Annotated in this window: 27 protein-coding genes and 3 tRNA genes; 20 read left to right on the forward strand and 10 right to left on the reverse strand. The window is 63.8% G+C overall.

The features are described from left to right. Nucleotides 1-133 precede the first annotated feature (133 nt). The 5 genes from VIM95_RS19525 to VIM95_RS19545 form a co-directional block, all read right to left on the reverse strand. Nucleotides 134-649, reverse strand: coding sequence for a DUF1269 domain-containing protein (locus VIM95_RS19525; protein ID WP_331989081.1), 516 nt, complete (start codon nucleotides 647-649; stop codon nucleotides 134-136). Nucleotides 650-737: 88 nt separating this feature from the next. Continuing rightward, on the reverse strand, nucleotides 738-1,148 hold the full coding sequence (locus tag VIM95_RS19530; protein WP_331989082.1) for a VOC family protein: 411 nt from the start codon (nucleotides 1,146-1,148) through the stop codon (nucleotides 738-740). Nucleotides 1,149-1,442: 294 nt separating this feature from the next. Beyond that, nucleotides 1,443-1,709 carry a hypothetical protein gene (locus VIM95_RS19535; RefSeq protein WP_331989083.1) on the reverse strand — a complete coding sequence of 89 codons (267 nt, stop codon included), beginning with the start codon at nucleotides 1,707-1,709 and terminating at the stop codon, nucleotides 1,443-1,445. Between the two features lie 354 nt (nucleotides 1,710-2,063). Further along, complete coding sequence (locus VIM95_RS19540; RefSeq protein ID WP_331989084.1) at nucleotides 2,064-2,696, reverse strand: NF038129 family PEP-CTERM protein; 633 nt, start codon at nucleotides 2,694-2,696, stop codon at nucleotides 2,064-2,066. Nucleotides 2,697-2,756: 60 nt separating this feature from the next. Next, complete coding sequence (locus tag VIM95_RS19545) at nucleotides 2,757-5,420, reverse strand: lamin tail domain-containing protein (RefSeq protein ID WP_331989085.1); 2,664 nt, start codon at nucleotides 5,418-5,420, stop codon at nucleotides 2,757-2,759. Between the two features lie 405 nt (nucleotides 5,421-5,825). Between VIM95_RS19545 and VIM95_RS19550 the strand changes: the two genes are divergently transcribed. From VIM95_RS19550 to VIM95_RS19560, 3 genes are all read left to right on the forward strand, one after another. Then, nucleotides 5,826-6,233 (forward strand): hypothetical protein, encoded by a 408-nt coding sequence (locus VIM95_RS19550; RefSeq protein WP_331989086.1) that lies wholly within the window; start codon nucleotides 5,826-5,828, stop codon nucleotides 6,231-6,233. A 181-nt stretch (nucleotides 6,234-6,414) separates the two neighbouring features. Beyond that, entirely contained in the window at nucleotides 6,415-6,834 is a 420-nt protein-coding gene (locus VIM95_RS19555; protein WP_331989087.1) for a hypothetical protein, read from the forward strand. Between the two features lie 53 nt (nucleotides 6,835-6,887). Continuing rightward, a complete protein-coding gene (locus tag VIM95_RS19560) occupies nucleotides 6,888-7,253 on the forward strand; it encodes a VOC family protein (protein ID WP_331989088.1) in 366 nt (121 codons plus the stop codon). Between the two features lie 203 nt (nucleotides 7,254-7,456). On the opposite strand, the gene VIM95_RS19565 is transcribed toward VIM95_RS19560, so the two are convergent. Both VIM95_RS19565 and VIM95_RS19570 read right to left on the reverse strand, forming a co-directional pair. After that, entirely contained in the window at nucleotides 7,457-8,686 is a 1,230-nt protein-coding gene (locus tag VIM95_RS19565) for a sensor histidine kinase (protein ID WP_331989089.1), read from the reverse strand. Then, nucleotides 8,676-10,016, reverse strand: a complete 1,341-nt coding sequence (locus tag VIM95_RS19570) for a sigma-54 dependent transcriptional regulator (RefSeq protein WP_331989090.1) — start codon at nucleotides 10,014-10,016, stop codon at nucleotides 8,676-8,678. The genes VIM95_RS19565 and VIM95_RS19570 overlap by 11 nt, the downstream gene beginning before the upstream one ends. A 230-nt stretch (nucleotides 10,017-10,246) precedes the next feature. Between VIM95_RS19570 and VIM95_RS19575 the strand changes: the two genes are divergently transcribed. From VIM95_RS19575 to VIM95_RS19605, 7 genes are all read left to right on the forward strand, one after another. Then, on the forward strand, nucleotides 10,247-11,539 hold the full coding sequence (locus VIM95_RS19575; RefSeq protein ID WP_331989092.1) for an efflux RND transporter periplasmic adaptor subunit: 1,293 nt from the start codon (nucleotides 10,247-10,249) through the stop codon (nucleotides 11,537-11,539). Nucleotides 11,540-11,578: 39 nt separating this feature from the next. Then, complete coding sequence (locus VIM95_RS19580; protein WP_331989094.1) at nucleotides 11,579-11,788, forward strand: hypothetical protein; 210 nt, start codon at nucleotides 11,579-11,581, stop codon at nucleotides 11,786-11,788. 40 nt (nucleotides 11,789-11,828) lie between these two features. Next, nucleotides 11,829-12,506 carry an ABC transporter ATP-binding protein gene (locus tag VIM95_RS19585; protein WP_331989096.1) on the forward strand — a complete coding sequence of 226 codons (678 nt, stop codon included), beginning with the start codon at nucleotides 11,829-11,831 and terminating at the stop codon, nucleotides 12,504-12,506. 10 nt (nucleotides 12,507-12,516) lie between these two features. Continuing rightward, complete coding sequence (locus VIM95_RS19590) at nucleotides 12,517-14,895, forward strand: ABC transporter permease (protein ID WP_331989098.1); 2,379 nt, start codon at nucleotides 12,517-12,519, stop codon at nucleotides 14,893-14,895. A gap of 132 nt (nucleotides 14,896-15,027) precedes the next feature. Beyond that, nucleotides 15,028-15,417, forward strand: a complete 390-nt coding sequence (locus VIM95_RS19595; protein ID WP_331989100.1) for an Imm50 family immunity protein — start codon at nucleotides 15,028-15,030, stop codon at nucleotides 15,415-15,417. Between the two features lie 49 nt (nucleotides 15,418-15,466). Next, nucleotides 15,467-15,847: a hypothetical protein gene (locus VIM95_RS19600; protein WP_331989102.1), complete on the forward strand. Its 381-nt coding sequence runs from the start codon at nucleotides 15,467-15,469 to the stop codon at nucleotides 15,845-15,847. 115 nt (nucleotides 15,848-15,962) lie between these two features. Next, nucleotides 15,963-17,534 carry an ABC transporter substrate-binding protein gene (locus tag VIM95_RS19605; RefSeq protein ID WP_331989104.1) on the forward strand — a complete coding sequence of 524 codons (1,572 nt, stop codon included), beginning with the start codon at nucleotides 15,963-15,965 and terminating at the stop codon, nucleotides 17,532-17,534. On the opposite strand, the gene VIM95_RS19610 is transcribed toward VIM95_RS19605, so the two are convergent. Next, a complete protein-coding gene (locus VIM95_RS19610) occupies nucleotides 17,526-17,963 on the reverse strand; it encodes a MarR family winged helix-turn-helix transcriptional regulator (RefSeq protein ID WP_331989106.1) in 438 nt (145 codons plus the stop codon). The genes VIM95_RS19605 and VIM95_RS19610 overlap by 9 nt on opposite strands. Before the next feature lie 104 nt (nucleotides 17,964-18,067). Between VIM95_RS19610 and VIM95_RS19615 the strand changes: the two genes are divergently transcribed. Continuing rightward, nucleotides 18,068-19,123 carry an HPP family protein gene (locus VIM95_RS19615; protein ID WP_331989108.1) on the forward strand — a complete coding sequence of 352 codons (1,056 nt, stop codon included), beginning with the start codon at nucleotides 18,068-18,070 and terminating at the stop codon, nucleotides 19,121-19,123. Here the strand turns inward: VIM95_RS19615 and VIM95_RS19620 are convergent. Further along, nucleotides 19,120-20,013, reverse strand: coding sequence for a LysR substrate-binding domain-containing protein (locus tag VIM95_RS19620; protein WP_331989110.1), 894 nt, complete (start codon nucleotides 20,011-20,013; stop codon nucleotides 19,120-19,122). The genes VIM95_RS19615 and VIM95_RS19620 overlap by 4 nt on opposite strands. Before the next feature lie 100 nt (nucleotides 20,014-20,113). Between VIM95_RS19620 and VIM95_RS19625 the strand changes: the two genes are divergently transcribed. From VIM95_RS19625 to VIM95_RS19640, 4 genes are all read left to right on the forward strand, one after another. After that, the gene (locus VIM95_RS19625; protein ID WP_331989112.1) at nucleotides 20,114-20,434 is read left to right on the forward strand and encodes a carboxymuconolactone decarboxylase family protein; all 321 of its coding nucleotides are present in this window, start codon (nucleotides 20,114-20,116) and stop codon (nucleotides 20,432-20,434) included. A gap of 1 nt (nucleotide 20,435) precedes the next feature. Further along, nucleotides 20,436-20,846: a tautomerase family protein gene (locus VIM95_RS19630; protein WP_331989114.1), complete on the forward strand. Its 411-nt coding sequence runs from the start codon at nucleotides 20,436-20,438 to the stop codon at nucleotides 20,844-20,846. Continuing rightward, nucleotides 20,843-21,388: a DUF4865 family protein gene (locus VIM95_RS19635; RefSeq protein WP_331989116.1), complete on the forward strand. Its 546-nt coding sequence runs from the start codon at nucleotides 20,843-20,845 to the stop codon at nucleotides 21,386-21,388. The genes VIM95_RS19630 and VIM95_RS19635 overlap by 4 nt, the downstream gene beginning before the upstream one ends. A gap of 130 nt (nucleotides 21,389-21,518) precedes the next feature. Further along, a complete protein-coding gene (locus VIM95_RS19640) occupies nucleotides 21,519-21,944 on the forward strand; it encodes a hypothetical protein (protein WP_331989118.1) in 426 nt (141 codons plus the stop codon). 19 nt (nucleotides 21,945-21,963) lie between these two features. Here the strand turns inward: VIM95_RS19640 and ilvM are convergent, their stop codons facing one another. After that, complete coding sequence (gene ilvM / locus VIM95_RS19645) at nucleotides 21,964-22,215, reverse strand: acetolactate synthase 2 small subunit (protein ID WP_331989120.1); 252 nt, start codon at nucleotides 22,213-22,215, stop codon at nucleotides 21,964-21,966. Nucleotides 22,216-23,137: 922 nt separating this feature from the next. Here ilvM and VIM95_RS19650 point away from each other — a divergent pair. From VIM95_RS19650 to VIM95_RS19670, 5 genes are all read left to right on the forward strand, one after another. Further along, a tRNA-Gly gene (locus tag VIM95_RS19650) sits at nucleotides 23,138-23,213 on the forward strand. 17 nt (nucleotides 23,214-23,230) lie between these two features. Continuing rightward, nucleotides 23,231-23,306, forward strand: a tRNA-Gly gene (locus VIM95_RS19655). Between the two features lie 40 nt (nucleotides 23,307-23,346). Continuing rightward, nucleotides 23,347-23,420, forward strand: a tRNA-Cys gene (locus VIM95_RS19660). Nucleotides 23,421-23,504: 84 nt separating this feature from the next. After that, nucleotides 23,505-23,756: a hypothetical protein gene (locus VIM95_RS19665; protein WP_331989122.1), complete on the forward strand. Its 252-nt coding sequence runs from the start codon at nucleotides 23,505-23,507 to the stop codon at nucleotides 23,754-23,756. A gap of 83 nt (nucleotides 23,757-23,839) precedes the next feature. Next, a partial coding sequence (locus VIM95_RS19670; protein WP_331989124.1) for a hypothetical protein occupies nucleotides 23,840-24,029 on the forward strand: 190 nt, incomplete at its 3' end.

Below are 24,029 nucleotides of genomic sequence, written 5' to 3' on the forward strand. Positions count from 1 at the left end.
CGCGCTGCGGCGCCCGCCGACGACCCGTCCACCTTAACGAGCCGGGATACGTCCCCGCAAGGCCCCTTAAAGCCTGACCGTGAAATGCCGACGGGGTGTTGGCTACCGCCCACACCCCATCAGTCAACGGCACTCAGGGGAAAGCCGGTATGGTCGGCTCCACGCCTTCGAGATGGGCCTGTGGGTCCAGTCGTTGGACCAGCGTCTCGATCTCTTCCACGCGCCACCGCTGCACATCCACCATCAGGAGGATCTGCCCCTGCTCCATCGCAGCGCGGAACTGCTCCAGCCGGCTATTGGGCACCGAGCAAGCCACCATGCTGGCCGCCCAGGCGCCGATCAGGGCGCTGGCCAGGGTACTGCCCAACACCACCGCGCCTAGCGGCAGCCCGGTGCCGGACATCACCGCAAAGGTCGCCACCAGGCTGGCGGCCAGGCCCGATACACCGCCGATCACGAGGCCGGACTGGGCACCGTGCACGATATCCGAGGTCTGCAGCAAATTGGCCTCGTGCAGGCCACTCAGGTCCATGCCATCGCGGGCAACAAAGTGAATATGACGCTCGGCCACGTGGGCCATCAGCAGGTCGCTCATGGTCCGCCGGGCGCTGGCCTTGTCGGGTAGCAGGTAGTAAAGCCGTTTACGCATTTTTTGCACCTCCGAGGTTCGCAGACGCCTCCCTACCCCGTTTCTACACCCCGCTCACCGTGCCTGCCGCAGCTTCCGCCGGGCGGCCTCACGCCGGGTCGGCCACTTCGTCATAGCCGCGCCCCAGAAACTGGATCAAGCAAAGGCCATGACCGAATGGATCGGCCAGATGGGCGATATGGCCCCAGGCATAGGTATGGATCTCACCCTCCAGCTGCGCCCCCGCGCCGACCGCACGCTGTACCGCAGCGCCGATCTCGGATACCACCACGTCCAGGTGCACCGGCGTCCAGTGCCGCACATAGCGGCGTAGCTCGGCGAGGCCCGCCACAGCGGGGCTACCCGCCTCTTTGACCAGCAGAAACAAGGGGGCCGTTGCGCCCCGCATCTCTACCCCGGCAGCGCCAAAACGGCGCACAGGCTGCAGACCAAAGGCGGACTGATAGAAGGCAATGGCCCGCGTCAGGTCATCGACATCGATATTGATCAACAACTCCATCGCGTGCTCCAGGCGTGCGGCATTATCCACAGCATGGCATACGCAGGTGGAGGCCGACCATTAAGTCGGGGCAGTAATGGGAATGCGAATTGTGGCCTATAGGCCCAGCGGGATAGGAATTACCAACCGCGGCAATTGGTAGATATCCAATTGGTTTATCGGCAAATCATCAAATAACGGAGAATAAGCGATCGTCAGCCTTAAAAGGCCAAATGAACGCAGGACGGGGCGACCTGATAAAAGGTCGAATCGGCAGGTATCCGGCAAACTCGCCAGACCGGTGCCGGGCAGGCCCTAGATGGACTTCAGGTCATCCGCGGTCAGGCCGCGTGCCGCTGCTTCGCGCAGTACTTCATTCATTGCTTCGCGCTTACGCTTGAGAAAATCAATGCGCGACGCAACCGACTTGGATTCTGCCGCTTTACGGGCCAGTAGTGCTTCGCCCTCCAGCGGGGCTGGTGCTGCCTGGGGGGCATCACCATTGCCAAACAGTGCTTCCAAGGCAGCACGGGCTGCGACAGCTTCATGACTTTGGGTACGACTGGTATTGGATGCTCTCATGCTCACTTTTTTAACCGCGGCATTGCGGTAGTCAGGATGCGTTTGTGCCTAGCTTCTGTCAGATTAGCTGAATACAAACTTAAAGACAGAGAATTAAAAGGCAAGTGTGAATTTTGGCGCACCGTCTTGGGTGTCGTATTCGGCGCCGGTTCACAGCATATATAGCCCTAGATTGGGCTGGGCAGACAAAGTTCAATAGCGATGTGCTTATCTGCACGACGAACCTTACACGCCCTCGCAGCAGATTAAAACACAAAATTTACCGGTCACAGCCGAAATCCACCTGGCAGGCATGCCATCAGCATGACAAACGGGGGCGGCCTACGCCCCCCCTGTCTACCCAAGCCTGACGGCTTAACGATGCGCTTGCCGGCGCTGCTGGCGCAGCAGTGCCAGCGCCACGAGGCCTGTCAGCAGCAAGACCAGGCTGGCAGGTTCGGGCACGGCTGCCGCCTGCTGCACCGTTGCAAAGTTGCCTGCGCCGTCGATGCCAAAAACACTGACGGTGCTGAGGCCCTGCGGCCACAGATCGATGCGGAACAGATCGCCGCTGGCATCGTCGCTCAGCAAGGTGGCATCCAGGGCGTCATTCCACAGTTTGAAGGCCAGGGTAGTGCCGCTACCGCTGACGGCGCTCTCCCAGTCACCCGAGAAGGTGAGCTGAAAGGCCAGCTCCTGGCCGAACTGCCAGGCCGCCAGCACGGCGTTGAAGCCGGTGGTGTTGCCCAACTGCCAGCCACCCGGTACTGCGGTGCCGTCACCATCGAGCAGGTCGCCACCCAAGGCCGTGCCGCCTTGGATGCCGCTGAGGGTAGCCTTTGCCAGCGGCGAATCGGCCAAGCCGATCAGGCCCATGTCCAGATAACCCTCGCTGCCAGAGAGGCTGCTGGTATTGATCTTGACGTTGTAGACCAGGCTGGCGTGAGCATTGAGCGTGAACAGCAGGCCGGCCATCAGGCCGACCAACAGGCGTTGTAGACGTCGCATTTTTGTATTCCTCTAAGAGTTGCCGGCCCGGCCGCAGCCGGGCCGGCAGGTTCAGTCGGCTCAGAGGCCGCCGTAGACATAGACCGAATAGCCGAGCTTGGCCGCGGTCGGGTTCTTGAACTGCACCGGTACCGTCACGCTCTCCCCCACCGCCAGCGATCCCGGCAGCTTGATCGCCGGCAAGCCGGCCACCGTGGCGGTGGCATTGGCCAAGGTCACTCCACTGGGCAGGGTGCCCAGAGCCAACGCGAATGGGCCGGTGGCGGCAATCTTGGCTGTCAGCGTAATGTTGCCCTGGTACAGGCCACTGGCACGGTTGTAGCTCAGGCCGGACGCCTGCCAGCTGAAGCCGCTTGAGAGGTTGACCGGCAGCGGCAGCGACAAGCGAGCAACCTCGGGCTCGTGGTCGCTGTTCTGGTTGGCGAACTCGCTGTTCACGTGCACCACGTCGTACTCGGCCTTGCCGGCAAGGCTCTGGCTGACCAGGATATGGTCCAACACCTGCGAGTTGCCGCCATAGACATAGGTGTAGCGCTCGCTCTTGGGCAGCGTTTCCACGAGGTCACTCAGGCCTACGTTCTTGAAGCGGTCGAGCGTGGCCGAGAACTCGTAGTCGTTCATATCGCCCAGCACCACCACCTTGGTCTGCGGGTCTACCGCCAACAAGGTGGAGACAAAGCCCGCGACCACCTCGGCCTGCTGGATGCGCTTGGGCTCCGTGCTCAAGAGCGGCGGCTGGAAGCGGCCGAACAGGGGCTGATCGGTGCTCTTGGCGTTGAGATGGTTGGCGATCAGGAAGAGACGCTGACCGTTGAAGCTGAACTCTGCCGCCAAAGGCTTGCGGCTATTGGCGAACACCGTATTGGTCGGGTCGATGCGACCAGGATTGAAGGACAGCGCTGGCACACCGGCGTTGTTGAGCACGCTCACCGGGTTGGTAGCGCTGCCACCGGCCTTGCCCACAAAGCTCACGCGGGCCGGGTTGTAGAGAAAGCCCTGGCGGATATTGCCACCAGGCTCCCCCCCGTCCTGGCCGTCCTGCGGATCGATGGACACGAACAGATACTGCGGGCCGCCCTGTTGCTGGATGGTCTGCACCAGCTTGGCAATGGTCTGGCTGGCGTCGACATTGCCACTGCTGGCAGCACCGTCGTTGTCCTGGACTTCCATCACCCCGATCAGGTCCGGGGTATTGAGGCGCTTGACGATCTGCTGGGCCAGGCCGTCGAACTTGCTCTGCGCGTCGGTGGCGGCGAGGTTCTCCAGGTTGAAGGAGGCGACCGCCAGTTCACTCGCAACTTGCGCCCGGGTGGTTTCGGGCTGCAGGCCCTGGTCCACAAAGCCGCTGATCTCGGTTGCCATCAGCTTGTAGCTGCCGCTGGCATAGTCCAGTACGCCCACGATGCGGCCGAAGGTATCGCCCACATTGGCCGGGGGCGGCGTGACCGTGCCACGCGAGATCACCACGCGTTCAGGGTTGTAGTCGCCCGCAGCGATCACCACGCCACCTCGGCCGGTACGGTTGGTCGACCAGCTGCCGCCATCGGGCAGCACCACCAGCTCGTCACCGCTGGTCGGGCCCACCGTCACCGGCGCGTCGATCTCGATCCGCATGCCTTCCAGACTCTCGTAGAAGTCCAACGCATTGGCGGTCACATTGAGCGCTCCCAGGGTCTCCACGTCACCACTGCCGGCGTAGATGGTACCCGTAGGGGGCATACGGCCGGACTGGCCGATCACCACTGCAGGCGGCAGTGCATTGCCGCTGGAGATGACCGCCACGCTTGGCGCGGTGATCTCCGTGGTGCTGAGGTTGGCGGCACCGCCGCTACCGCCGGGGCGATACTCGCTGACCAGGCCGCTCACCTCGACCGCATCGCCAACCTGTACCGCAGGGGCTGCGGCGGTATAGACGAAGATCCCTTCCGAGGTCGCCGGGTCGCTGTCCGGGTGCGGGTCCTGCATAAAGAAGCCATTACCCATCAGCACGGTCACGATGCCTGGCACCTTGCTGACCGCGCTACCCTTGAGCGGCGAGACATGGGCATTGCCCTGGATATCGTGGATGCGGGCCAGCTGCGGGCCGGGGTTGGTGCCGCCACCGCCGCTGGTATCGCAGACCGTAAAGGTGCTGGCGCTATTACGTGGCACCGGGAAGCCGGTGCTGAAGTCGATGCTGTTGTTGTTGCTGTCCTTGCAACCACTGCCTGCGCGCAGCACGGCGAGGGTATTGGACGGCGCCGGCGCACTGGCGCCCTCGGCATTGTTGGCGCTGCCAAAGCCGACGAAGTCGATCACGCTGGCCGTCAGGGCGCAGCTGCTGCCGCAGGCCAGCAGCGTATTGTTGCCCACCAGCGCAACCTTGCCGGCGGTGGCCGACAGGGTCAGCGTACCGATCGCATCCGGCGTGGGCAGATTCTGGCTGCCACCGGCGCCCACCGCCTGCTGCACCAGATAGTACTGGCCCGGCTGCAGGCTGCCGCTGAGCGCCGTCTTTTGCCAGCTGCTGCCGCTGGCACTGGCGTACTGCACGCTCCAGCCATCCAGGCTGACGGCGGTATCCCCACGGTTGAACAGCTCGATAAAGTCATTGCGCAGGGTGGCGCCACTATTGCCACCCCCGCCATAAACCTGGCTGATCACCACCTGGCCTGCAGCCAGCGCGGGCAAAGCCCATCCCGCCATCGCCAGCCCCACGGCGACGGCCATCATGCTTTTCTTCATGTTTTCCCCTTTGTATGGACCGTATTCCCCGGTTCAAGCCGGTACGGATGCGCGGCACGCTACCGCCGGCAGGTGACATGAACATGACTTTTGTATTGCAAGGAAAACGTATTTTTCGGGCCCTAGGCCAAATCAGCCGCAAACCCTCCAAGCCACTGATTAATAAGAATTAAATGAAATACAAACATGCAAAAAACCAACATGGCAAAGTGCACACAAGCCGCAACACCTTAATCGCCCACACACGCCCTTGGTCGGCGCAAGGGATACCCGCCATCGCCCAATCCATCGTTCACATGGTATGAACTCCCGCACCGGAATTAGGTCATTGGCTCAGCGTATCCTGCCAGCAGCTGACGTGCCGGTATCGCAACAAGCCAGCACCGCCTTACGACGAGAATTGCTATGAAGACTCATCACCCGGCCCGGCGGCTGGCCGGTGTCATCCTCCCCGCCGTATTGATGGCCCTGCCAGTCTATGCCGAAGAAGTGGCCCCGCCGGTGGCGCCGGCCATGTCGTCCCGCCATCTCTCGGTACGGGTGGATGTGCAGCCCGCCAGCTCTGGCATCGGCCGCTATATCGCCACCACCGAGGTCAGCGACCTGAACAGCAACAAGGTGCTGGCCCGGCCCAAGCTGGCCTTCTCCCAGCATGCTCCAGCCAGCATCGAGGTCGCGCTGGATGAAGATGATCTTATCCAGGTCGAGATCCGCATCGGTGCCGACCGGCGCTCGGCCGACTACCAGTTCCGCCATCTGCGCGGTGGCAAGCTGTGTGGTCGCCAGCAGCTCAAACTGCGGCTCAGGGCCTGACGCTCAGCAAACTGCGTTGTAACGCTACGACAAGGCACAAGCCCCGCCAGGCTTGGCTTCCCAGGCTTTTCAGCCATGCTGTCGGCATGATCGTGACAAGGAAGCACTTGGAGTACGTTCGTTCACTGTGTAGTATACGAATTAGCCAACTCTAATAGCCGTCCCCAAGGACCACCCCGTCATGTGCTCCGCCATTGAATACCAAGGTCGCCAGATCTGGTTTCGAGAACCCAAGGTCAAGCTGCCCGTCGTGCGGCGTGACGGTACGGTGGGCTGGTGTCGCTGGGGGCTGGGCTTTGAAGAATCCCACGTCTATTTCCATAACGGCCCCTCGGTTGGCGAGCACCAACTGCAAGAGCCGGGCTGGCAGCAGCTCCAACCCAAGCCGGTACGGCTGGCGGTGGACCGCTATATGATCACCGACCGCCAAGGCAAGGCGCAGTGGTTCGATATCGAACCGCGCTCGGCCATGCGCGGCGTGCTCACCACCTGGCAGGGCGAACTCAGGGTGTATATCCTGACCGAGCGCGCCAGCACTTCCCGGCAGCTTATCCGCTCGCAGTGGCCCAAGTTCCGTACCGCCATGCTGGAAGAAGCCTAGGCCGAGAGTCGCCTGGGCTAGGCGCGCACACCTCGACCACAGCTGGAGGCAATATGGAAAAAGTGCAGGGCATAGGCGGTCTGTTCTTTCGCGCGCAGGACCCGGAAGCATTGGCCCGTTGGTACCAACAACACCTGGGCATCAGCACCGTACCCAAGGACGAAAACGGCCAGCCCTGGCGGCAGGAAGCCGGCCCGACTGCCTTCGCACCTTTCGCCGCCGATACCAGCTATTTTGGCCGCAGCAGCCAGATGTGGATGCTCAACTTCCGGGTGGGCAACCTGGACGCCATGGTGGCACAGCTGCAGGCAGCCGATATCAAGGTGGAGGTCGACCCGGAGCACTATTCCATAGGCCGCTTCGCGCGTCTGCATGACCCCGAGGGGAATCCGGTCGAGCTGTGGCAGCCGCCGGTATAGGTCAGTTTGGATTGCTGCAGGCGCCCGGGAGACCCGGGCGCTTCACATTGGTGGAACCTGAATGTGGGGGCTCTCCCCCTTTATCGAATCCCACCCCTCCGCCCCGCCCGCTGGCGGGGAACCTCGCTGACGCTCGTCAGCATATTGGGCAAGCCTCATTGGGTAATCGCCCAGTTCCCCACTATCAGCAACGCACCGTCCGATTAAAAAGTCAGCACGAAGCAGGCGCCGCCGCGGGGGCGTTTGGCGTAGCGGACGGTGCCGCCCATGCCGTGGATCTGGTTGCGTACCAGCGCGAGGCCCACGCCCAGGCCTTTTTGCTTGGTGCTGAAGAAAGGCGTGAATATCTGTGCTTCCAGGCCTGCCGGTACGCCCGGACCGTTATCGCTGATCTCGATACTCAAGCGGCCACCACGTACCAGCTTGGCTTCCACCCATAGTTGCGGCGTGGCCAGCTCGCGGGTGGCATCGGCAGCGTTCTTGATCAGGTTGAGCAGAGCCTGTTCCAGCTGGCCGGGGTCGGCCATCAATTCCAGCGAATCCGGCTCGACCACAAAAGAGGCCCCGCCACCACGCGCCGCCCAGTCTGCCGCTACCAACTGCCTTAGTCGGCCCAGTAGCGCCTGCAGGCTGGTCGGCTCCAGCTTGGGCTCCGGCAACTGGCTAACGCTACGGTAGCTGGCCACGAATTCCACCAGGTGGCTGGCGCGGCGGGCGATGGTATCCATGGCCATGCCCAAGTCCTCATCCACCCCATCCTGCTCTTCCAGCAAGGCCTTGGCAGTGCGCGATAGCGAGGCGATGGGAGTGAGCGAGTTCATGATCTCGTGCGTGAGCACATGCACTAGTTGCCGCCAGGCGCGCAGGGTCTCTGCCTCCAGCTCGGACTCGATTGGCATCAGGGCGACCAACCGCTCCTCTTCGCGCCCCAGGGTCAGCAAGGTAGCGGCCAGCAGTGCCCGTTCGTGACCACGCTCGCTGTCAAAACCCACCAACTGGCGTTGGCCTATCGGCGCCGCACGCAGCAAGGCCTGCAAGGCCTCGGGCTCGCTGGCCCGGCCTGGCGCCAGCAAGCGACGGGCAGCAGCATTGAGCGCCTGCAATTGCTCACCCTGCAGCTGCCAAAGCGCGACTGGTGCATGCTCCAGGCGTGCTTCCAGCCGGCTCAGCGCCGCATGGCTGGCCGCGAGATCACCAGGTAGACCAAAGGCCGGCTCGCCCACCCGTTGCGGCGGCGGTACCACGAGCCGGCTCAGCGCGCGCCCGCCCATTAGCAGGGCAAACAAGGCCAGAAGGCCGCTCAGCACCAGCAAACGGGGCGAGTCGAGATTGGCCATGGCGGCGCCGGTAGCCACCGCCAACAGCAGTGTGGCCAGCAACACCCGGCTGCGGGCAAAGTGGGTGGCACGGCGGCTCAAATGCTCAGAGTCCATGCTTTTCCAGCTTGCGATAGAGCGCGGCCCGGCTGACCCCTAGCAGTTTGGCCGCTTGGCTGATATTGCCTTCGGCGCGCTGCAGGGCCGCGGCGATCGCGTCGCGCTCGCGTTCGCTGAGTTTGAGCTCATCGGCGGTCACCCCGGCCGGAGCGGCTGACGTGACAGGCACCTGGGTTGGCACGCCCAGGGCGAAGTCCGCCGGGCTGTATTCCGGGCCCTGCGCCAGGATCACCGCCCGCTCGCAAGCATGCTTGAGCGAGCGCACATTACCCGGCCAGTCGTAGGCCGCCAGGGCGGCCAGCGTGGTCGCCCCCAGCGGGCGTACTGGCTTGCCATACTGCTGCGCGTAGCGGCACAGATAGTGCTCGACCAGCAGCGGTATATCGTCGCGCCGCGCCCGCAGCGGCGGCACCCGCAGCACGATGGTATTGAGCCGGTACAAGAGGTCAGGCCGGAACTGCGCCGGACTGAACAACGCGGCCTCCTCAAGGTTGGTCGCACTCACGATACGTACATCGATCGCCTCGGGCCTGTCGGCCCCGACCGGCGTCACCTCGCGTCGTTCCAGCGCAGTCAGGAGCTTGGCCTGGTTGGCCAGCGGCATATTGCCGATTTCATCGAGAAACAAGGTACCGCTGCGCGCCGCCTGAAAACGACCCGATCTATCCTGGCGAGCATCGGTAAAGCTGCCCTTGCGGTGACCGAACAGCTCGCTCTCGAAGGTCGATTCCGGCAAGGCGCCCATATCCACCGCCAGGAAGGTACCGTCGGCACGGTGCGATGCTTCGTGGATGGCGCGCGCGACCAATTCCTTGCCCACGCCGTTTTCTCCCAGGATCAACACATTGGCCTCGGTCGGTGCCACGCTGGCGATCAAGCCGCGCAATTCCTGCATGGCGCGCGACTGCCCCAAGAGGCCGCCGACCTTGGGCTCTGGTACCGTCTCCCTGCTCGCCAGCGCCGCCCCCACCGTCGCCAAGAGCTTGGCGTTGTCCCAAGGCTTGGTAATAAAGTCGAAGGCACCGAGCTTGACCGCCTCCACCGCCAGCGCCACCTCGGCGTAGGCGGTCATCACGATCACGGCCGGCGCCTTGGGCAGGCTGGCCAGTTGGCGCAGCACGGCCAGACCCTCGCCACCATCCAGCCGACCCGGGGTGAAGTTCATGTCCAGCAGTAGCACCGAAGGCTGGTGCCGCTCGATCTCGGCCAGCAGCTGGCGCGGCTGCTGCAGTTCGGCCACTTCACCCAGGCGGCGGCGCAGCAACAGGCGCGCCGCAATGGCAACGTCAGGGTCGTCGTCGAGGATCAGGATGGGCGTTGCACTCATGCGTTCCGTAGCCCGCTTGGTTTCTAAAGGGAAGGCACGCAACTTAGCAGTGCCAGGGAAGCCCTGCAAACCCCTGTCCACTTCCGGACAAGTCCAACTGTCCGCTTCCGGACAGTGATCGCTCCTACCATGCGGACAAATACTGCAAGTGATTGATTTAACAACATCAACCCCGCTGGCACGGGCTGTGCAATAGGGAGTCCATCGCTCACAGCCACCACTGCACACTCATGAACGCTCCCGCTCCCCACCTGCCACCGCATATCCCGGTCACCGGCGCCGGCATGGATCGCGCCGTGGTCCGCCGCCGCAAGCCCTGGCTCTGGGTCGCCGCCGCTACCGGCGCCGCTGTACTGGCCGGCCTCGTCTGGTGGATGCTGCCACGCGGTCAGGTAGTCGGCGCCAGCGAGCTGGAGATCGCCACCGTCCAGTCCGGCCAGTTCCGCGACGAAATACTGCTGCGCAGCAACGCCGCCCCCTTGGCTTCGGTCTTTCTCGATGCCACCGAAGGCGGCCGGGTAGAAGCGGTCCATGTACGCGATGGCGCCATGGTCAAGAAGGGCGAGCTGCTGTTCCGCCTCTCCAACCCACAGCGGCAGCAGGAGATGCTGGCACGCGAATCGGACGTGGCCCAGCAGGTGGCCAATCTGGCCGGCCTCAAGGTCGGCCTGGAAGCCAGCCGCGCCGACCACCGCCGTGAGCTGGCTGGCCTCGAATACACCCTGGACCGGGTGCAGAAGGATCACCAGCGCAACAGCCAGCTGGCTGCACAGGGCTTTCTCTCTGCCGCCGCGCTGGAAGAATCGCGCGACAAGTTGAGCCAACAGCAGCGCCTGCTGGCCGAGGCCAAGGCCGATATCCAGGCCGAACTGGGTACCCGCCAGCATGCCATAGACCAGATGGCGCGTGCCATCGGCGGCCTGCAGGACGGCCTCAAGATCATGCGCACCACCGCCGACGCACTGGCCGTGCGCGCCCCGACCGACGGACGGCTGACCGACTTCCGCCTGGAAGAGGGCGAGTCGGTCAAACCCAGCGACCGTCTGGGCCGCATCGACAGCCCCGATCGCTACAAGCTGACCGCCAGCGCCGACGAGTTCTACCTGGGTCGCGTCAGCCTGGGCCTCAAGGGATCCGCACAGATCGGTGGCCAGAGCTACGACGTGACCCTGGCCCGGCTCAACCCACAGGTCAAGGACGGCCGCTTTAACCTGGAGCTGCAGTTCACTTCAACTATGCCCAAGCAGATGCAACCAGGCCAGGGTGTGGATGCCCGCCTGAGCCTGGGCCAACCCAGCCAGAGCCTGCTACTGCCCGACGGTGCTTTCTATAGCGACACCGGCGGGGCCTGGATCTTTGTCCTCGCCGAAGGCGATGGCCAGGCCGAGCGCCGTGCCATCCGCCTGGGTCGCCGTGCGGCCAACCAGATCGAAGTGCTGGGTGGGCTCAAGGCCGGTGAGCGGGTGATCGTCTCAAGCTACCGCGACTTCCGTGACGCCCAGCGCCTGCGCGTCAGCCACTGAAGCCACCGCAAGAAAAATCAAACTACCAGGAGCCCCAACATGAGCCTGCTCGTCTCGCCCCAACTGATCGCCCGCCTCGCCTGTGCCGGCCTGGCCGTGAACCTCGCCGCCAGCATGGTCGAGCCCGCCGTCGCCGCTCATGACCCGCTCGCCGAGGCTGAACACGGCCAAGAGGCCTGCCGCTTGGCCACACCGCGCCAGGACGCCACACCGCAAGCGCTGCCCATGTCGGCACCTGCCCTGATCTGATCCGCCTATACACTGCAGCCCATAACACCAGGAAACCGCCATGCTCAAACTGCGCAATATCCGTAAGGTCCACCGCACCAGTGATATCGAAACCCACGCCCTCGATGGCGTAGACCTCGACATCGAGGCCGGCGAATACCTCGCCATCACCGGTCCCTCCGGCTGCGGCAAGTCCACCCTCCTGGGCATACTGGGCCTGCTCGACAGCCCGAGCGAAGGCGAGTACTGGTTCGAAGGCCAGAACGTGGCCGGCTGGAACGAATCGCGGCTCAACCAGCTGCGGCGTGGCCGCATCGGCTTTATCTTCCAGAGCTTCAACCTGATCGACGAACTGACCGTGGCCGAGAACGTGGCGCTGGCATTGGAATATGGCGATGTGCCGGCACGCGAGCGCAAGCAACGGGTCGATGAAGCCATGGCCAAGCTGGGCGTCAGCCACCGCGCCAGCCACCGCCCCTCGCAACTCTCCGGCGGCCAACAGCAGCGCGTCGCCATCGCCCGCGCACTGGTATCGCGGCCCAGCCTGCTGCTGGCCGATGAACCGACCGGCAACCTCGACAGCGCCCATGGCGACGAGGTGATGCGGCTCCTGCGCGACATCAACGCCGAAGGCACCACCCTGATCATGGTCACCCACTCGCCCACCCACGCCGCCCAGGCCTCGCGCACCCTGCGCCTGCTGGATGGCCGCGTGCTGGTCGACGCGGTCGCGGTCTAAGGAGCCCATCATGCTGATCAAAGACTTGCGCATAGGCTGGCGGCAACTGTGGCAGGACCCGGCCTATTCGGCCGTAGTCATCCTGGGTCTGGCCATTGGTGTGGCGGTGGCCTTTATCCTGGCCTGCATCGTCGAATCGGAGCTCACCGCCGAGCACGACATCCCCAATACCGAACGGCTGATGCAGATGGAGATCCGCTACCGCGGAGAATCGTCCACCCCGCGCTGGCAGGCCAGCATCCCCATGCCCTTCAAGGCCGAAGCCGACAAAGCCTCGACCTACTTCAGCGACGTCAGCATTTTCTATGTCCGCAATTACTCGCTACGGGTCGGCAACAAGGTCCAGTCCTACCGCACGGCCTTTGTCGACCCTGCCCTTGCCAATATGCTGTCGATGCGCGCCCTCAAGGGTGACCTGACCGAGGCACTGGCGCGACCCGACAATATCGCCGTCAGCGCTGCCACCGCCGAATCGCTGTTCGGCAAGACCGAGCCCGTGGGTCAGAGCGTGATCATCAAGGGCCAGCCTTATCGGGTGGCCGCGGTGCTGCCCAACCGGGCGGACAACAGCACCTACCGTTTCGAGGTACTGGCCTCCAGCACCTCCTCGGCCTGGGACAACCGCGAGTTTGCCACCCGCCACTGGGGGCACCACTCCGGTCGCATCTTCCTGCGCCTGCGCCCCGGTGCCGACCTCGCGGCCGGCACCGCCCTGCTGCAGAAACTCTTTGACGAGGCACCGCGCGGAGACGCCGTACCCGAGCAGTTCCGCCTCAATGGTCACGTGGCCGAGGTGCGGCTGATCGCTACTCCGGACATCAAGCTAAAGGGTGCCTATAGCAACGGAAACCAGGCCCTTTACCTCGGTTTGAGTGGCTTGGCGGTGTTGATCCTGGTACTGGCGGCCATCAACTACGTCAACCTGAGCACGGTCCGTACCCTCAAGCGCCAGCGCGAGATCGGCATCCGCAAAACCCTCGGTGCCTCGCCTGCCCGCATCGTGGTGCAGTTCCTGACCGAATCCATGCTGGTTGCCCTGCTTGCCACCGGGCTCGGCCTTCTGCTCGCCTGGCTAGTCTGGCCGCTGCTGCAGGAGTGGCTGGGCATACGTGCCGGCAACAGCTTCGACCTCGTCATGGTACCGCCAGCCCTCGCCGTCGGCCTCTTGACCGGCGTGCTGGCAGGTCTCTATCCGGCCTGGGTGGCGTGCAAGATCCCGGTCGCCCAGGCCCTGGCCGGCCGTGACCGGCAAGAGAGCGGTGCCGGCCTATGGCTGCGCCGCGGCCTGACCGTGCTGCAGTTTTCCGCAGCGTTGGGGCTCTCCTCCTTCGCCATCGTCATCCTGCTGCAGGCGCGCTACGCCACCCATATCAACCCGGGTTTCGACTCCAGCAATCTCTTGATCGTCGACCCCCCCTCTCACCTCAAGAACGCAGAGATCGAACAGTTCCGTAGCGCCCTCTCCCACCTGCCTGGAGTCAAGAGCGCCGGTCGCTCGCTCGATATGCCGGGTCGTGGCGATACCAGCAACGGTACCGAGATCACCTTGAGTGACGGTCGCCAGGTCGCGATCCGCAACGAACCGATCGACCCCTACATGCTGCGCACCTATGGCATCCAGCCCATCGCCGGTCGCCTGCTGGACGCCAGCCGCGATACCCTGGCCAACACCGGCTATACGGTGATCAACCGCAGCGCCGTGACCGCCCTGGGCTATACCTCGCCGCAGGCGGCCATCGGCCAGACCTTCAAGGACGGTGACGAAACCAAGCAGATCATCGGTGTGATCGATGACCTGCGCTATCAAAGCCCGCGTGAACGCAGCGACCCCATGCTGTTCGGCATCAGCGAACAGTGGATGATCACCATCACCTTGCGCACCGAGGGTGACCCGGCCAAGGTCAAGGCAGCAGCCGAAGCACTCTGGCGCAGCACCTACCCGGACGAAAAGCCGCGCATCGATTGGTACAGCACCCATCTGGACCATGTCTACCGGCAGGATACGCAACTGGCCCGCATCCTCGCTGGCGCAGCCGGCATTGCTACCCTGATCGCCGGCTTTGGCCTCTATGCCCTGGCCGCCTACAGCGTGCGGCGCCGTGCCCGTGAGATCGTCATCCGCAAGCTCTACGGTGCCGGTCGCGGTGCCATCCTGGCCCTCTTGGGACGGGAGTTCGGCGGTCTGGTGGTGGTCGGTGCACTCCTGGGCCTGCCACTGGCCTGGTTGGCGGGTGAGCGCTACCTGAGCCAGTTCATCGACCATGCCAGCATCGGGGTGATGCCGTTGCTGGCAGCACTGCTGGCGGCCGGCTCGGTCGCCATGCTGGCCACGTTGCGCCATACCTTGACGGCCTTGGCCATGCCGCCCTCCCACGCCCTGCAGTCATAGCCATTTTTACCAGCCAGTGCGCCGCCCCACGGGGCGGCGCACTGCTATTTGGCGCTTGCAAAGCATCCCCACATTCTAGAATGATCGGGAACGCGGCCGCCGCGCCGCCCTTCCAACCAGCCAAACGCCACCATGCTCTGGGTAGACGCTCTCGACAATAAACAGGCGGTGACCGCCTTGTTCCCGCACTACGACGACTTCGTGCATGTGGACCTGCACGAGCTGACGGCCCATCGCGACGGCCCGGTGCTGCGGCTCTGGTTCGACGTGCGGCGCGCCCCTGCGCCCTTGCCTGACAAATGGCCCGAGGGCAGCAATACCACCCAGTTTCTTGTCACCATCTGGCAGATCAAGGACCTGGAAGTCTACGGCTGGGCCAAGGCCCTGGCGGGCGAGCTGCGCATCGCCCCGACCGATGCCGGCTACCAGCTCGGCTTCTTCAGCGCAGAGTGCCGCTTCACCGTGCGCTGCGCCCTGCTGCACGTCGAGCGCATCACCGGCTATATGAACCGGCAGCGCTAGCAGGGCCTGTAGGTGGTAACCTCAGGCCACCCCGTCCCGTTTCCCCGCCGTGCGCCGCCTGATCCCCCTCCTTCTACCCCTGTTCCTGCTCCTGCCGGCCGTTGCCGCTCCGGCGGACAGCTACCAGCAGAACCTGGCTACGCTGCGCAAGTTCACCGCGACCGACCCGGACAAGCTCGCTCGCCGCAATGCGCGTGCAGGCGACTATCGTTTCTTGGCGCTGCGTGGCTATACCCGGGTCGTTCCCGGCCTCAACCGCGGCAACTGCCAGCTGGCCGAGCGCGACTGGCGCTACCTGCCTGGCAGCTCCGAAGATATGTGGGACAGCGCCCATACCCGCCTGGGCGACAAGGCCTACCATTTCGCCGAACGCTACAACACCACCATGATCCGATTGCGCGACGCGGCCCGGCGGCCGGTCTGCAACTGAGGCCCGTCACTGTGGCGGCCGGCCCACGCTGGCTGCCGCCCAAGCTCGCCCAAGCATGGGTGCTGGCCCGTCGTCCGCTATAGTCGGGGCTCCGCTCCGATCAGGCCCCCCCGCCATGCGCCGCCCCCCATTCCTGCTGCCTTCCGCCCTCTTGCTTGCCCTTGGCCTCTCCACCCAGGCCGCCAGTACCCTAGCCGTCTGTACCGATGCGGCACCGGAGAGCTTCGACATCGTCCAGACCGAACTGGCCGCCAGCAACGACGCTGCCGGCATGACCGTGTTCGACCAGTTGCTGCGCTTCAAACCCGGTACTACCGAGCTCATGCCCAGCCTCGCCAGCAACTGGGAGATCAGCAAGGATGGTCTGCAATACACCCTGCACCTGCGTCGCGGCGTGAAGTTCCATACCACGCCCTGGTTCACCCCCAGCCGCGACATGAACGCTGACGACGTGCTGTTCTCCATCAACCGACTATACGACCCCAAGCACCCGGCCCACGCCGTCGCCAAGTCGGGCTACGCCTACTGGTCGGGCATGGAGATGTCCAAGCTGATCAAGGCGGTGAGCAAGGTCGACGACTACACCGTGCGCTTTGTACTCAACCACCCCGAAGCGCCCTTTCTCTCCGACCTTGCCATGTCGCCCATCGGCTCGGTTTATTCGGCCGAGTACGGCACCCAGCTGATCCAGCGCGGCCAGCTGGAACAGCTGAGCAGCCAGCCCGTCGGCACCGGCCCCTTCGTGTTCAAGCGTTACCAGCAGAACGAGCTGATCCGCTACGCCGCCAATACAAGCTACTGGGATGGCGCACCCAAGGTGGACAACCTGGTCTTTGCCATCACGGTCAACGACGACACCCGGGCCCAGAAGGTCAAGGCCGGGGAGTGCCAAGTGGCCCTGCTGCTCAAACCCACCGCGGTCGAAACCTTCAAGGGCGATCCCAAGACCCGCGTACTGCAGAGCACACCGCTGGCGACCGCCTTTTTGGCCATCAATACCCAGCACCGGGTCCTCAAGGACCAGCGCATGCGCGAGGCGCTATCCATCGCCATCGACAAAGACACCTATCTGCAGGTCATCCGCGGTGGCATGGGTAAGGCCGCGGCCAACTTCCTGCCGCCCAGCATCTGGAGCCACGATGCCAGCCTCAAGAACCGGCTGGACCGCGAGCGGGCACGCCAGCTGGCCAAGGCCGCCGGCTATGACGGCAGCACCCTGCATCTGTTCGTGGACAATTCCGGCATCAGTGCCCGCGCCGGTGAGTTGCTGCAGGGCGACTGGGCCAAGGCCGGCATCAAGGTGGAAGTAGAGGTGATGGAGCTCAGCACCATGTTCAAACGCGGCGGCAAGGGCGAGCATGACCTGATGCTGATGAGCTGGTACGGCGACAATGGCGACCCGGACAACTTCTTCACCCCCAACCTGTCCTGCAGCAGCGTGGGCAACAGCAATAAAGCGCAGTGGTGCGACCAGCCTTTTGAGGACCTGATCACCGCCGCCCGCCGCAGCAACGACCTCAAGCAGCGCACAGCGCTCTACCAACAGGCGCAGAGACGGGTCTACGACCAAGTCCCGGTCATTCCGCTGACCTATTCGGTGGTGATCAACGCGGTCAGCAAACGGGTGAACGGCTATGTGCCCAGTCCTCTCAATGTCAGCGACTTCCGCCGCGTGAGCTTAAACTGAGCCGTCAGGCGCGTCGTTGAAGGCGGTGATGTGCGCCACCTGGAAGGTCCCCTGCAAGGAGCGTAGTTCCGCTTCGTGCAGTGCCGCCAGGTGCGCCAGTTGCTCAGCGCCGGCCGCCGTCAACCGCACCTCCACTTGGCGCCGGTCGGCGGTGCTGCGCTGCCGATAGACCAGACCGTTCTCCTCGCTGCGGCTCACCAGCGCCACCACGGCGTGGTGCTGCATCTGCAAGCGCTCTGCCAGCTCCCCGACTGTCGCCCATTCGCGGCCCGCAAAGCCCCTGATGTGCAACATCAGCAGATATTGCAGCGGAGTAAGCCCCTGCGCACGGGCGGCGGATTCGCTGAAGTGCAGAAAGCGGCGCAACTGGTAACGGAATTCAGACAAAGCCTCGTACTGCGCCTTGTCCAGGCTGGCAGGAACGCTCACAACACACCTCGGATAGCAGGGATCAGGGAATATATCACTTTGTGATGTATTTTCCGATCGGTACAATGCGCCCCCATTTGGTGCACTGCTGCTAAGGCCTTGTTTTGCCTATCCCATCCTGGCTACACCCCTACCTCCCCGCCCCCATCAGCGCCGGCCGCCGCGAGCGCTGGCTGGCCTGCCTGGGAGCCGGCCTGGGCCTCTTGCTCACCGAGCTATTGAGCCGCTGGGCGCTGGGCGCGAGCCATCCCTGGTTCGTGGCGCCCATGGGGGCCACGGCCGTGCTCTTGTTCGCCGTGCCGGCCAGCCCGCTGGCCCAGCCCTGGTCGGTGGTGGGTGGCAATACCTTGGCGGCCCTGATCGGTGTGGCCTGCGCGCTGTGGCTGCCCTCGCCGCTGCTGGCGGCGGCGGTGGCCGGCAGCCTGGCCATTGCCATCATGTTCCCGCTGCGCTGCCTACACCCGCCCAGCGGCGCGGTAGCGCTGACCGCGGTCATCGGCGGGCCGGCGGTACGTGAGCTGGGCTTCGGTTTTGCGCTCTGGCCGGTAGCACTCAACTCCTTGCTGCTGGTCATGCTGGCGGTGTTGTTCCACCGCCTGAGCGGCCGCCACTACCCGCATCACCCCCAGGACCATGCGCGCACCGCCAGCCCGTCCGCCCCAGGCCTGGGCGTGACCGCCGCCGACCTCGATGCCGCCCTGGCTGCACACAAGGAGTTACTGGATATCAGCCAGGACGATCTGGAGAGCATCCTGCTCGACGCCGAGCAGCGCGCCTATCGGCGACGCTTTGGCGAGATCCGTTGCAGCGAGGCCATGTCACCAGCAACAGCGCTGCCTTGGCCATTGCCATCGGTAAGCGAGATTCAGCGCCTATTTGCCGCACAGGGGATGGCCAGTCTGCCAGTCGTGGATCAGCGCGGCCGCCTGCGGGGCGAAGTGCAGTGGGCGCGATACCGGGCAGATGACGCCGCGCCAGCGCTGCTGGCTGCAGGGCACGCAGCCAGACCGGACCAGCCGGTGACCGCCTGGGTGACCGAGCTATCAAATGGCCAGCGTAGCTGGGTGCCCGTACTCGGCGAGAGTGATGAATTGCTAGGGCTGCTGACCCAAGCCGATTTGATCGCCGCCTTGTACCGCAATCACCTGGAACAGCGTTAGTCCGCCCTAGACAACTGCGGCAGACCCGCCAGTTGCTCCAGCATGATGTCGCCCAAACGCTGGCAGGCCGGGCTGGGTGTCGCCTCGCTCCAGAGCAGGCGCAGGCCGATGCTGGGCAGCGCCGGTAGCACCGCGTCCTGCAAAGGGGCCAAGGTCGCCGGCAAGCCCACTTCCGTTCTGACCGTCACCCCCAAGCCCGCTGCGACCGCCGCCCATACCCCGCCCAGGCTGGGGCTGCTGAAGGCGAGCCGCCAAGGCATGCCAGCCCGGTCCAGCGCCGCCGTCGCCGCACTACGCATCAAACAGGGCGACTCGAACATGACCAACGGCAGCGGCTCGCCCGGCTGCCAGCCCACCGCCGCCAAGCCACCTGAGAGGCCTATCCAGCGCATGGCCATTTCACCCAGCTCGGTACCGCGCAGCGGCACACCTTCGACCGCCCAGGTCAGCGCCAGGTCCAGGCCACCGCGCTGCAGCTGGGCCAACAGCTCCACATTGCGGGCGATGCGCGCTTCGATATGGACCCGTGGGTGTGCACGGGCAAAGCGCCCCAACACGTCGGGCAGCAGGCGCTCGCCAAAATCCTCCTGCATGCCCAGGCGCACGGCGCCCGCCAGCTCCATGCCGCGCAAGGCATCCACCGCCTCGTCATTCAAAGCCAGCAGCCGCCGCGCGTAGGCCAGCAGCCGCTCGCCCGCCTCGGTCGGCAGCATGCCGCGCCCCGCCTTGCGCAGCAGCGGTGTACCGGCCTGCATCTCCAGCTTCTTGAGCTGCGCACTCACCGCCGAGGTCGAGCGCCCCAGCCGGTCGGCCGCCTGGGCAAAACTGCCAAGCTCGATGCCGACCACATAGGTACGCAGCACATCCAGGTCCAGGTTCAAGCGGCCCACACAACCATCCCGTTTTATCGAACTATTAGTTAAATATTTCCCGATATTCAGGAATATCTTGCGGCGTTAAGGTGAGGCCGTCAAACCTTAGGAGCCCAGCATGCCCTCCCAACTCGGCCAACTCAGCCTCGGTGCCATCACCCCCAAGCTGGCGCAGCTGACCGACCAGCTCCTGTTCGACGACATCTGGCAGCGCCCTGGGCTCAGCCCGCGCGAACGCAGCCTGATCACCGTGGCAACGCTGGTGGCCCTGAACCGTAGCGAGCAACTACCCTTCCATTTGCGGCTGGCACAAGAGAACGGCCTGAACCGCGAGACCTTGGCCGAGCTTGTCACCCACCTGGCCTTTTATGCCGGCTGGCCCTGCGCCGCTACCGCCGCCCGGCTGCTGCAAGAAACGTTCAATCAAGAGGAACAATGACATGCCTTACGCCCGTATCTCCCTGCTCAAGGGTAAATCCCCAGACTATCTGCGTGCCCTCTCCAACAGCTTGCACCTAGCCCTGGTGGAAGACTATGAGGTACCTGCCGATGACCGCTTCCAGACCATCCACCAGCACGAACCGGAGGAATTGATCTTTGACCGCCACTACATGGGCGGCCCGCGCTCGGACGACTTTGTCTTGATCCACCTCACCACTGGGCGGGAGCGCAGCCAGGCCACCAAGCAGGCCTTCTACCGCAAGCTGGTCGAACGGCTGGGCGTCGCGCCGGGCATACCGCCAGAAGACGTGATGGTAGTAATCAGTACCAGCCAGTCGGAAGACTGGTCCTTCGGCGCCGGTCGCATGGGCATAGGCCAGCGCCCCAAGCCGGTGGAGCTAGCGACATGATTGCCATGCAATACGGTTTCACCCTACCCGCCGACTACGACATGACCATCATCGAGCGGCGCATTGCCGAGCGCGGCCATTTGCTCGACAACTTTCCGAGCCTGCGCTTCAAGGCCTATCTGTATAGCCGCAGGCAGGGTGGCCAGGGCGAGAACCGCTATGCGCCTTTCTATCTCTGGGACGATCCGGCCGGTATGGACCGCTTTCTAAGCAGCGAAGGGTTTGCCGATCTATGCCGCGCCTTCGGCCGGCCGAGCATTGAGATCTGGCCACTCTGGCAGGCCGAGCTGTACGAAGGCTGGCGGGACGCCCGCTATCTGAGCATTGCAATCACGCCACTGGGCCGCGACCCCAGCCTGGCCGAGCAACGCAAGCAGCAGCTCACGCAAGCAAATGGCGGCGCGCTGGGGGTGGTGCATGGCTACGACCCGGGGCAATGGCGCGCCTTGCGGGCGAGCCTGTGGGCTACTCAACCAGACATCATCACAAAAGATAGCTCGCAGCTATATAAAGTCGGCTACTTAGCCACGCAACATGGCTAGCCCCAAAGCCACCCGGAAGTTTAGCTGTAAATTTAGCCATTGACTAAATAGTTACCAGTTAGCTAAAGTACATGTCTAGCGGCTGGTTGCAAGGTAGCGCCCGGCCTTATCGCCAGGAGCCCCCCCCCCTATGCATGCACTCGCCGTCATCCAGCAACAGCTTGAAAGCGCCAGCCGGGAATTGCAGATCGACCACAAGCTGGCCGACCTGCGCCAGATCGCTCGTCTGGCACGGCAACAGTGGCAGAGCCAGTGCCAGGAAGTAGAACGGCTCAACCAAGCCATGACCGGCGTACGCTGGCCGGACCCACGTATCCAGACCTTGGAGGCCGGGCTACGCGCAGCCAAGGCGGAGTGCGGGCGGCTGGCCGGTCTCTCCCGGCGAGCCGAGCAGCGGGCACATGACTTCCAACGCGAAGTCTGGCAGCCCCTGATGACGGGGCCCGCTCATGAGCAGCAGACGCAGCAACGGCGCCTGCGCGCCTGCCACGCCAGCCAGGCGCGCGAGCGCAACGAGGCGGCACGACGCGGCCGCCCCTACCGCTCAGGAGACTAAACCCCGCGCTCAGCAGTGCTTAGAGTGCAACCTGCACACCATCGCCGCGCACCGCCAGCGCGCGCACCTCGGCCAACTTGGCCAATTGCGCCACCAGGCTGAAGGCCGGCCGGCTGCTGGCCAGCTCCAGCCTTACCTCCATGCGCTCGCCCGATTCGGGCATCTCTGCTTCGACGCGTCGCACGGCGTAACCGCGGTGGCGCACCACGCGCAACACGCGCTCCAGCGCATCGCTGTTGTTGTCCACACTAAGGGTCAATTGCTTGGGCATTTCGGTTCTTCCTGGTGGGGAGCGGGGTTGGCGCCCGTTTAGAACAGGTGCTTGGCCCCAAAAGCACAAAGCCCCCGATCTCTCGATCCGGGGGCTTTGCTGGGTTCTTTGCGTCTGGGTATTTCTACTGCTACCTCGTCCGCACAACCGGCATCGCGCCCCATGATGGTTTCATCATGGTGCGTTTCATGGTGGTAATGCTCAGGCTGCGCTTGAATGCGGACATATATAAGGTTTGCTGCGGTGCAATAGTTACCTACGCGTTGACTCTACCTTCAGCGGCCCCCGCTGGCAAGCGCCCAGCCATGGCGCAAAAGCGTTTCCTGATGTTCCAGATAAGTGCACGACAAGGCGTGTCCTCGCCTACAGCAACATAGGCTTCGCCACGTCGCCAGCCCTTGCGGCATGGTCCCCGAAGCAGAGAAAACATAAAAAATACATATAAATCAACAATATGAAGATGGAGCCCATTCACCACAAGGCACAACAAACTCATGCTGGCACGGTTGCTGCAATGCACTATCCGTCTCCCGGCTTTAGCGAGCCGGATCACTCCAGATTCGTTGGGGAGTCTGATTGGGAGCCCAAGCCTGCCTTAGCAACAGGTGGATAGCTCCGAGGTCCGCAGCTTGCTGCAACCTCACGCACACAGGCGTTCTTGCCCGGTTTTCCGGCAAGAACGCCTCTTTTTTGCCCTAGGCCCGCGCATCCATCATGCCGCAGCCGAAACGTCGTTTTCCACACAGCCCGGCCACCCACCCCTCGAAAAACTTTCAAAGCCTCTTCTCCTACGGAACAGTGACTTAGCTGCAAGGCAGCCGCCACATGCCAAAATCTTCGCAGCAAGGTGTTGACAGCAATTTTTCGGTGCCTATAATGGCGGCTCTTCGTAACGCACAACGCGAAACGAAGCGGTAACAAAGCGGGAGTAGCTCAGTTGGTAGAGCGCAACCTTGCCAAGGTTGAGGTCGAGAGTTCGAGACTCTTCTCCCGCTCCAAGTATTTCAAACCCAATGCGGGAATAGCTCAGTTGGTAGAGCGCAACCTTGCCAAGGTTGAGGTCGAGAGTTCGAGACTCTTTTCCCGCTCCAGAATTCCTGAAGCAGCAATCAGCTGATTCAAACGCCTTACGGCGGGGTAGCAAAGTGGTTATGCAGCGGCCTGCAAAGCCGTGTACGCCGGTTCGATTCCGGCCCTCGCCTCCAAAAGAAAGAGAAATCCTCGCCTCGGCGGGGATTTTTCATTTCCGGCTTCGGTTTTTATTCAAACAGCACAGTTGGTGAACTTTCATGGAAAAGCCCGTCAAAAACCCACGCGAAGCGCTCAACCTTATTGCCCATACCTGGCGCCGCTCGGCTGGCTTCCTCACCAGTATTGAAGTGTGGCTGATGGTGCTGGTGGCCGCGACTGCGGTCGGTGCCGTCTTCCTGGCGGCCATGGGCGATGTGCGAAGCCTGCTGGCGCTCGGCTTTGTGGTCGGCTATCTGGTACTGCGCCCCGTGCTGCATGCGAAAGGCATCCTCAGCTGGCCATTCCTGTAAGGCCGGCGGCGGCTGCGGAACTTGATTTTCCGACTCGCGGTCCCTAGATAATTTGCCCTGTTGTGTATTCATGAGGAGTGACTATGGAACATGATGAGGCATTACTGGAAAACCTGGCGGCCTTGCGGGCCGCACATGACAAGGCCAGCCGGTTGATGGCGGAAATCGCCGTCCTTGGGGCGCGTGCGCTGAAAGGACGCGGCACTATTCCGTCGCTTGTCCAGCTGCAAAACTATATGCACGCGCTGACCCAGGCGCAGCGGCAAGCCGCCT

The sequence above is a fragment of the Chitinimonas sp. genome (assembly GCF_036568685.1).
Lineage (GTDB): Bacteria > Pseudomonadota > Gammaproteobacteria > Burkholderiales > Chitinimonadaceae > Chitinimonas.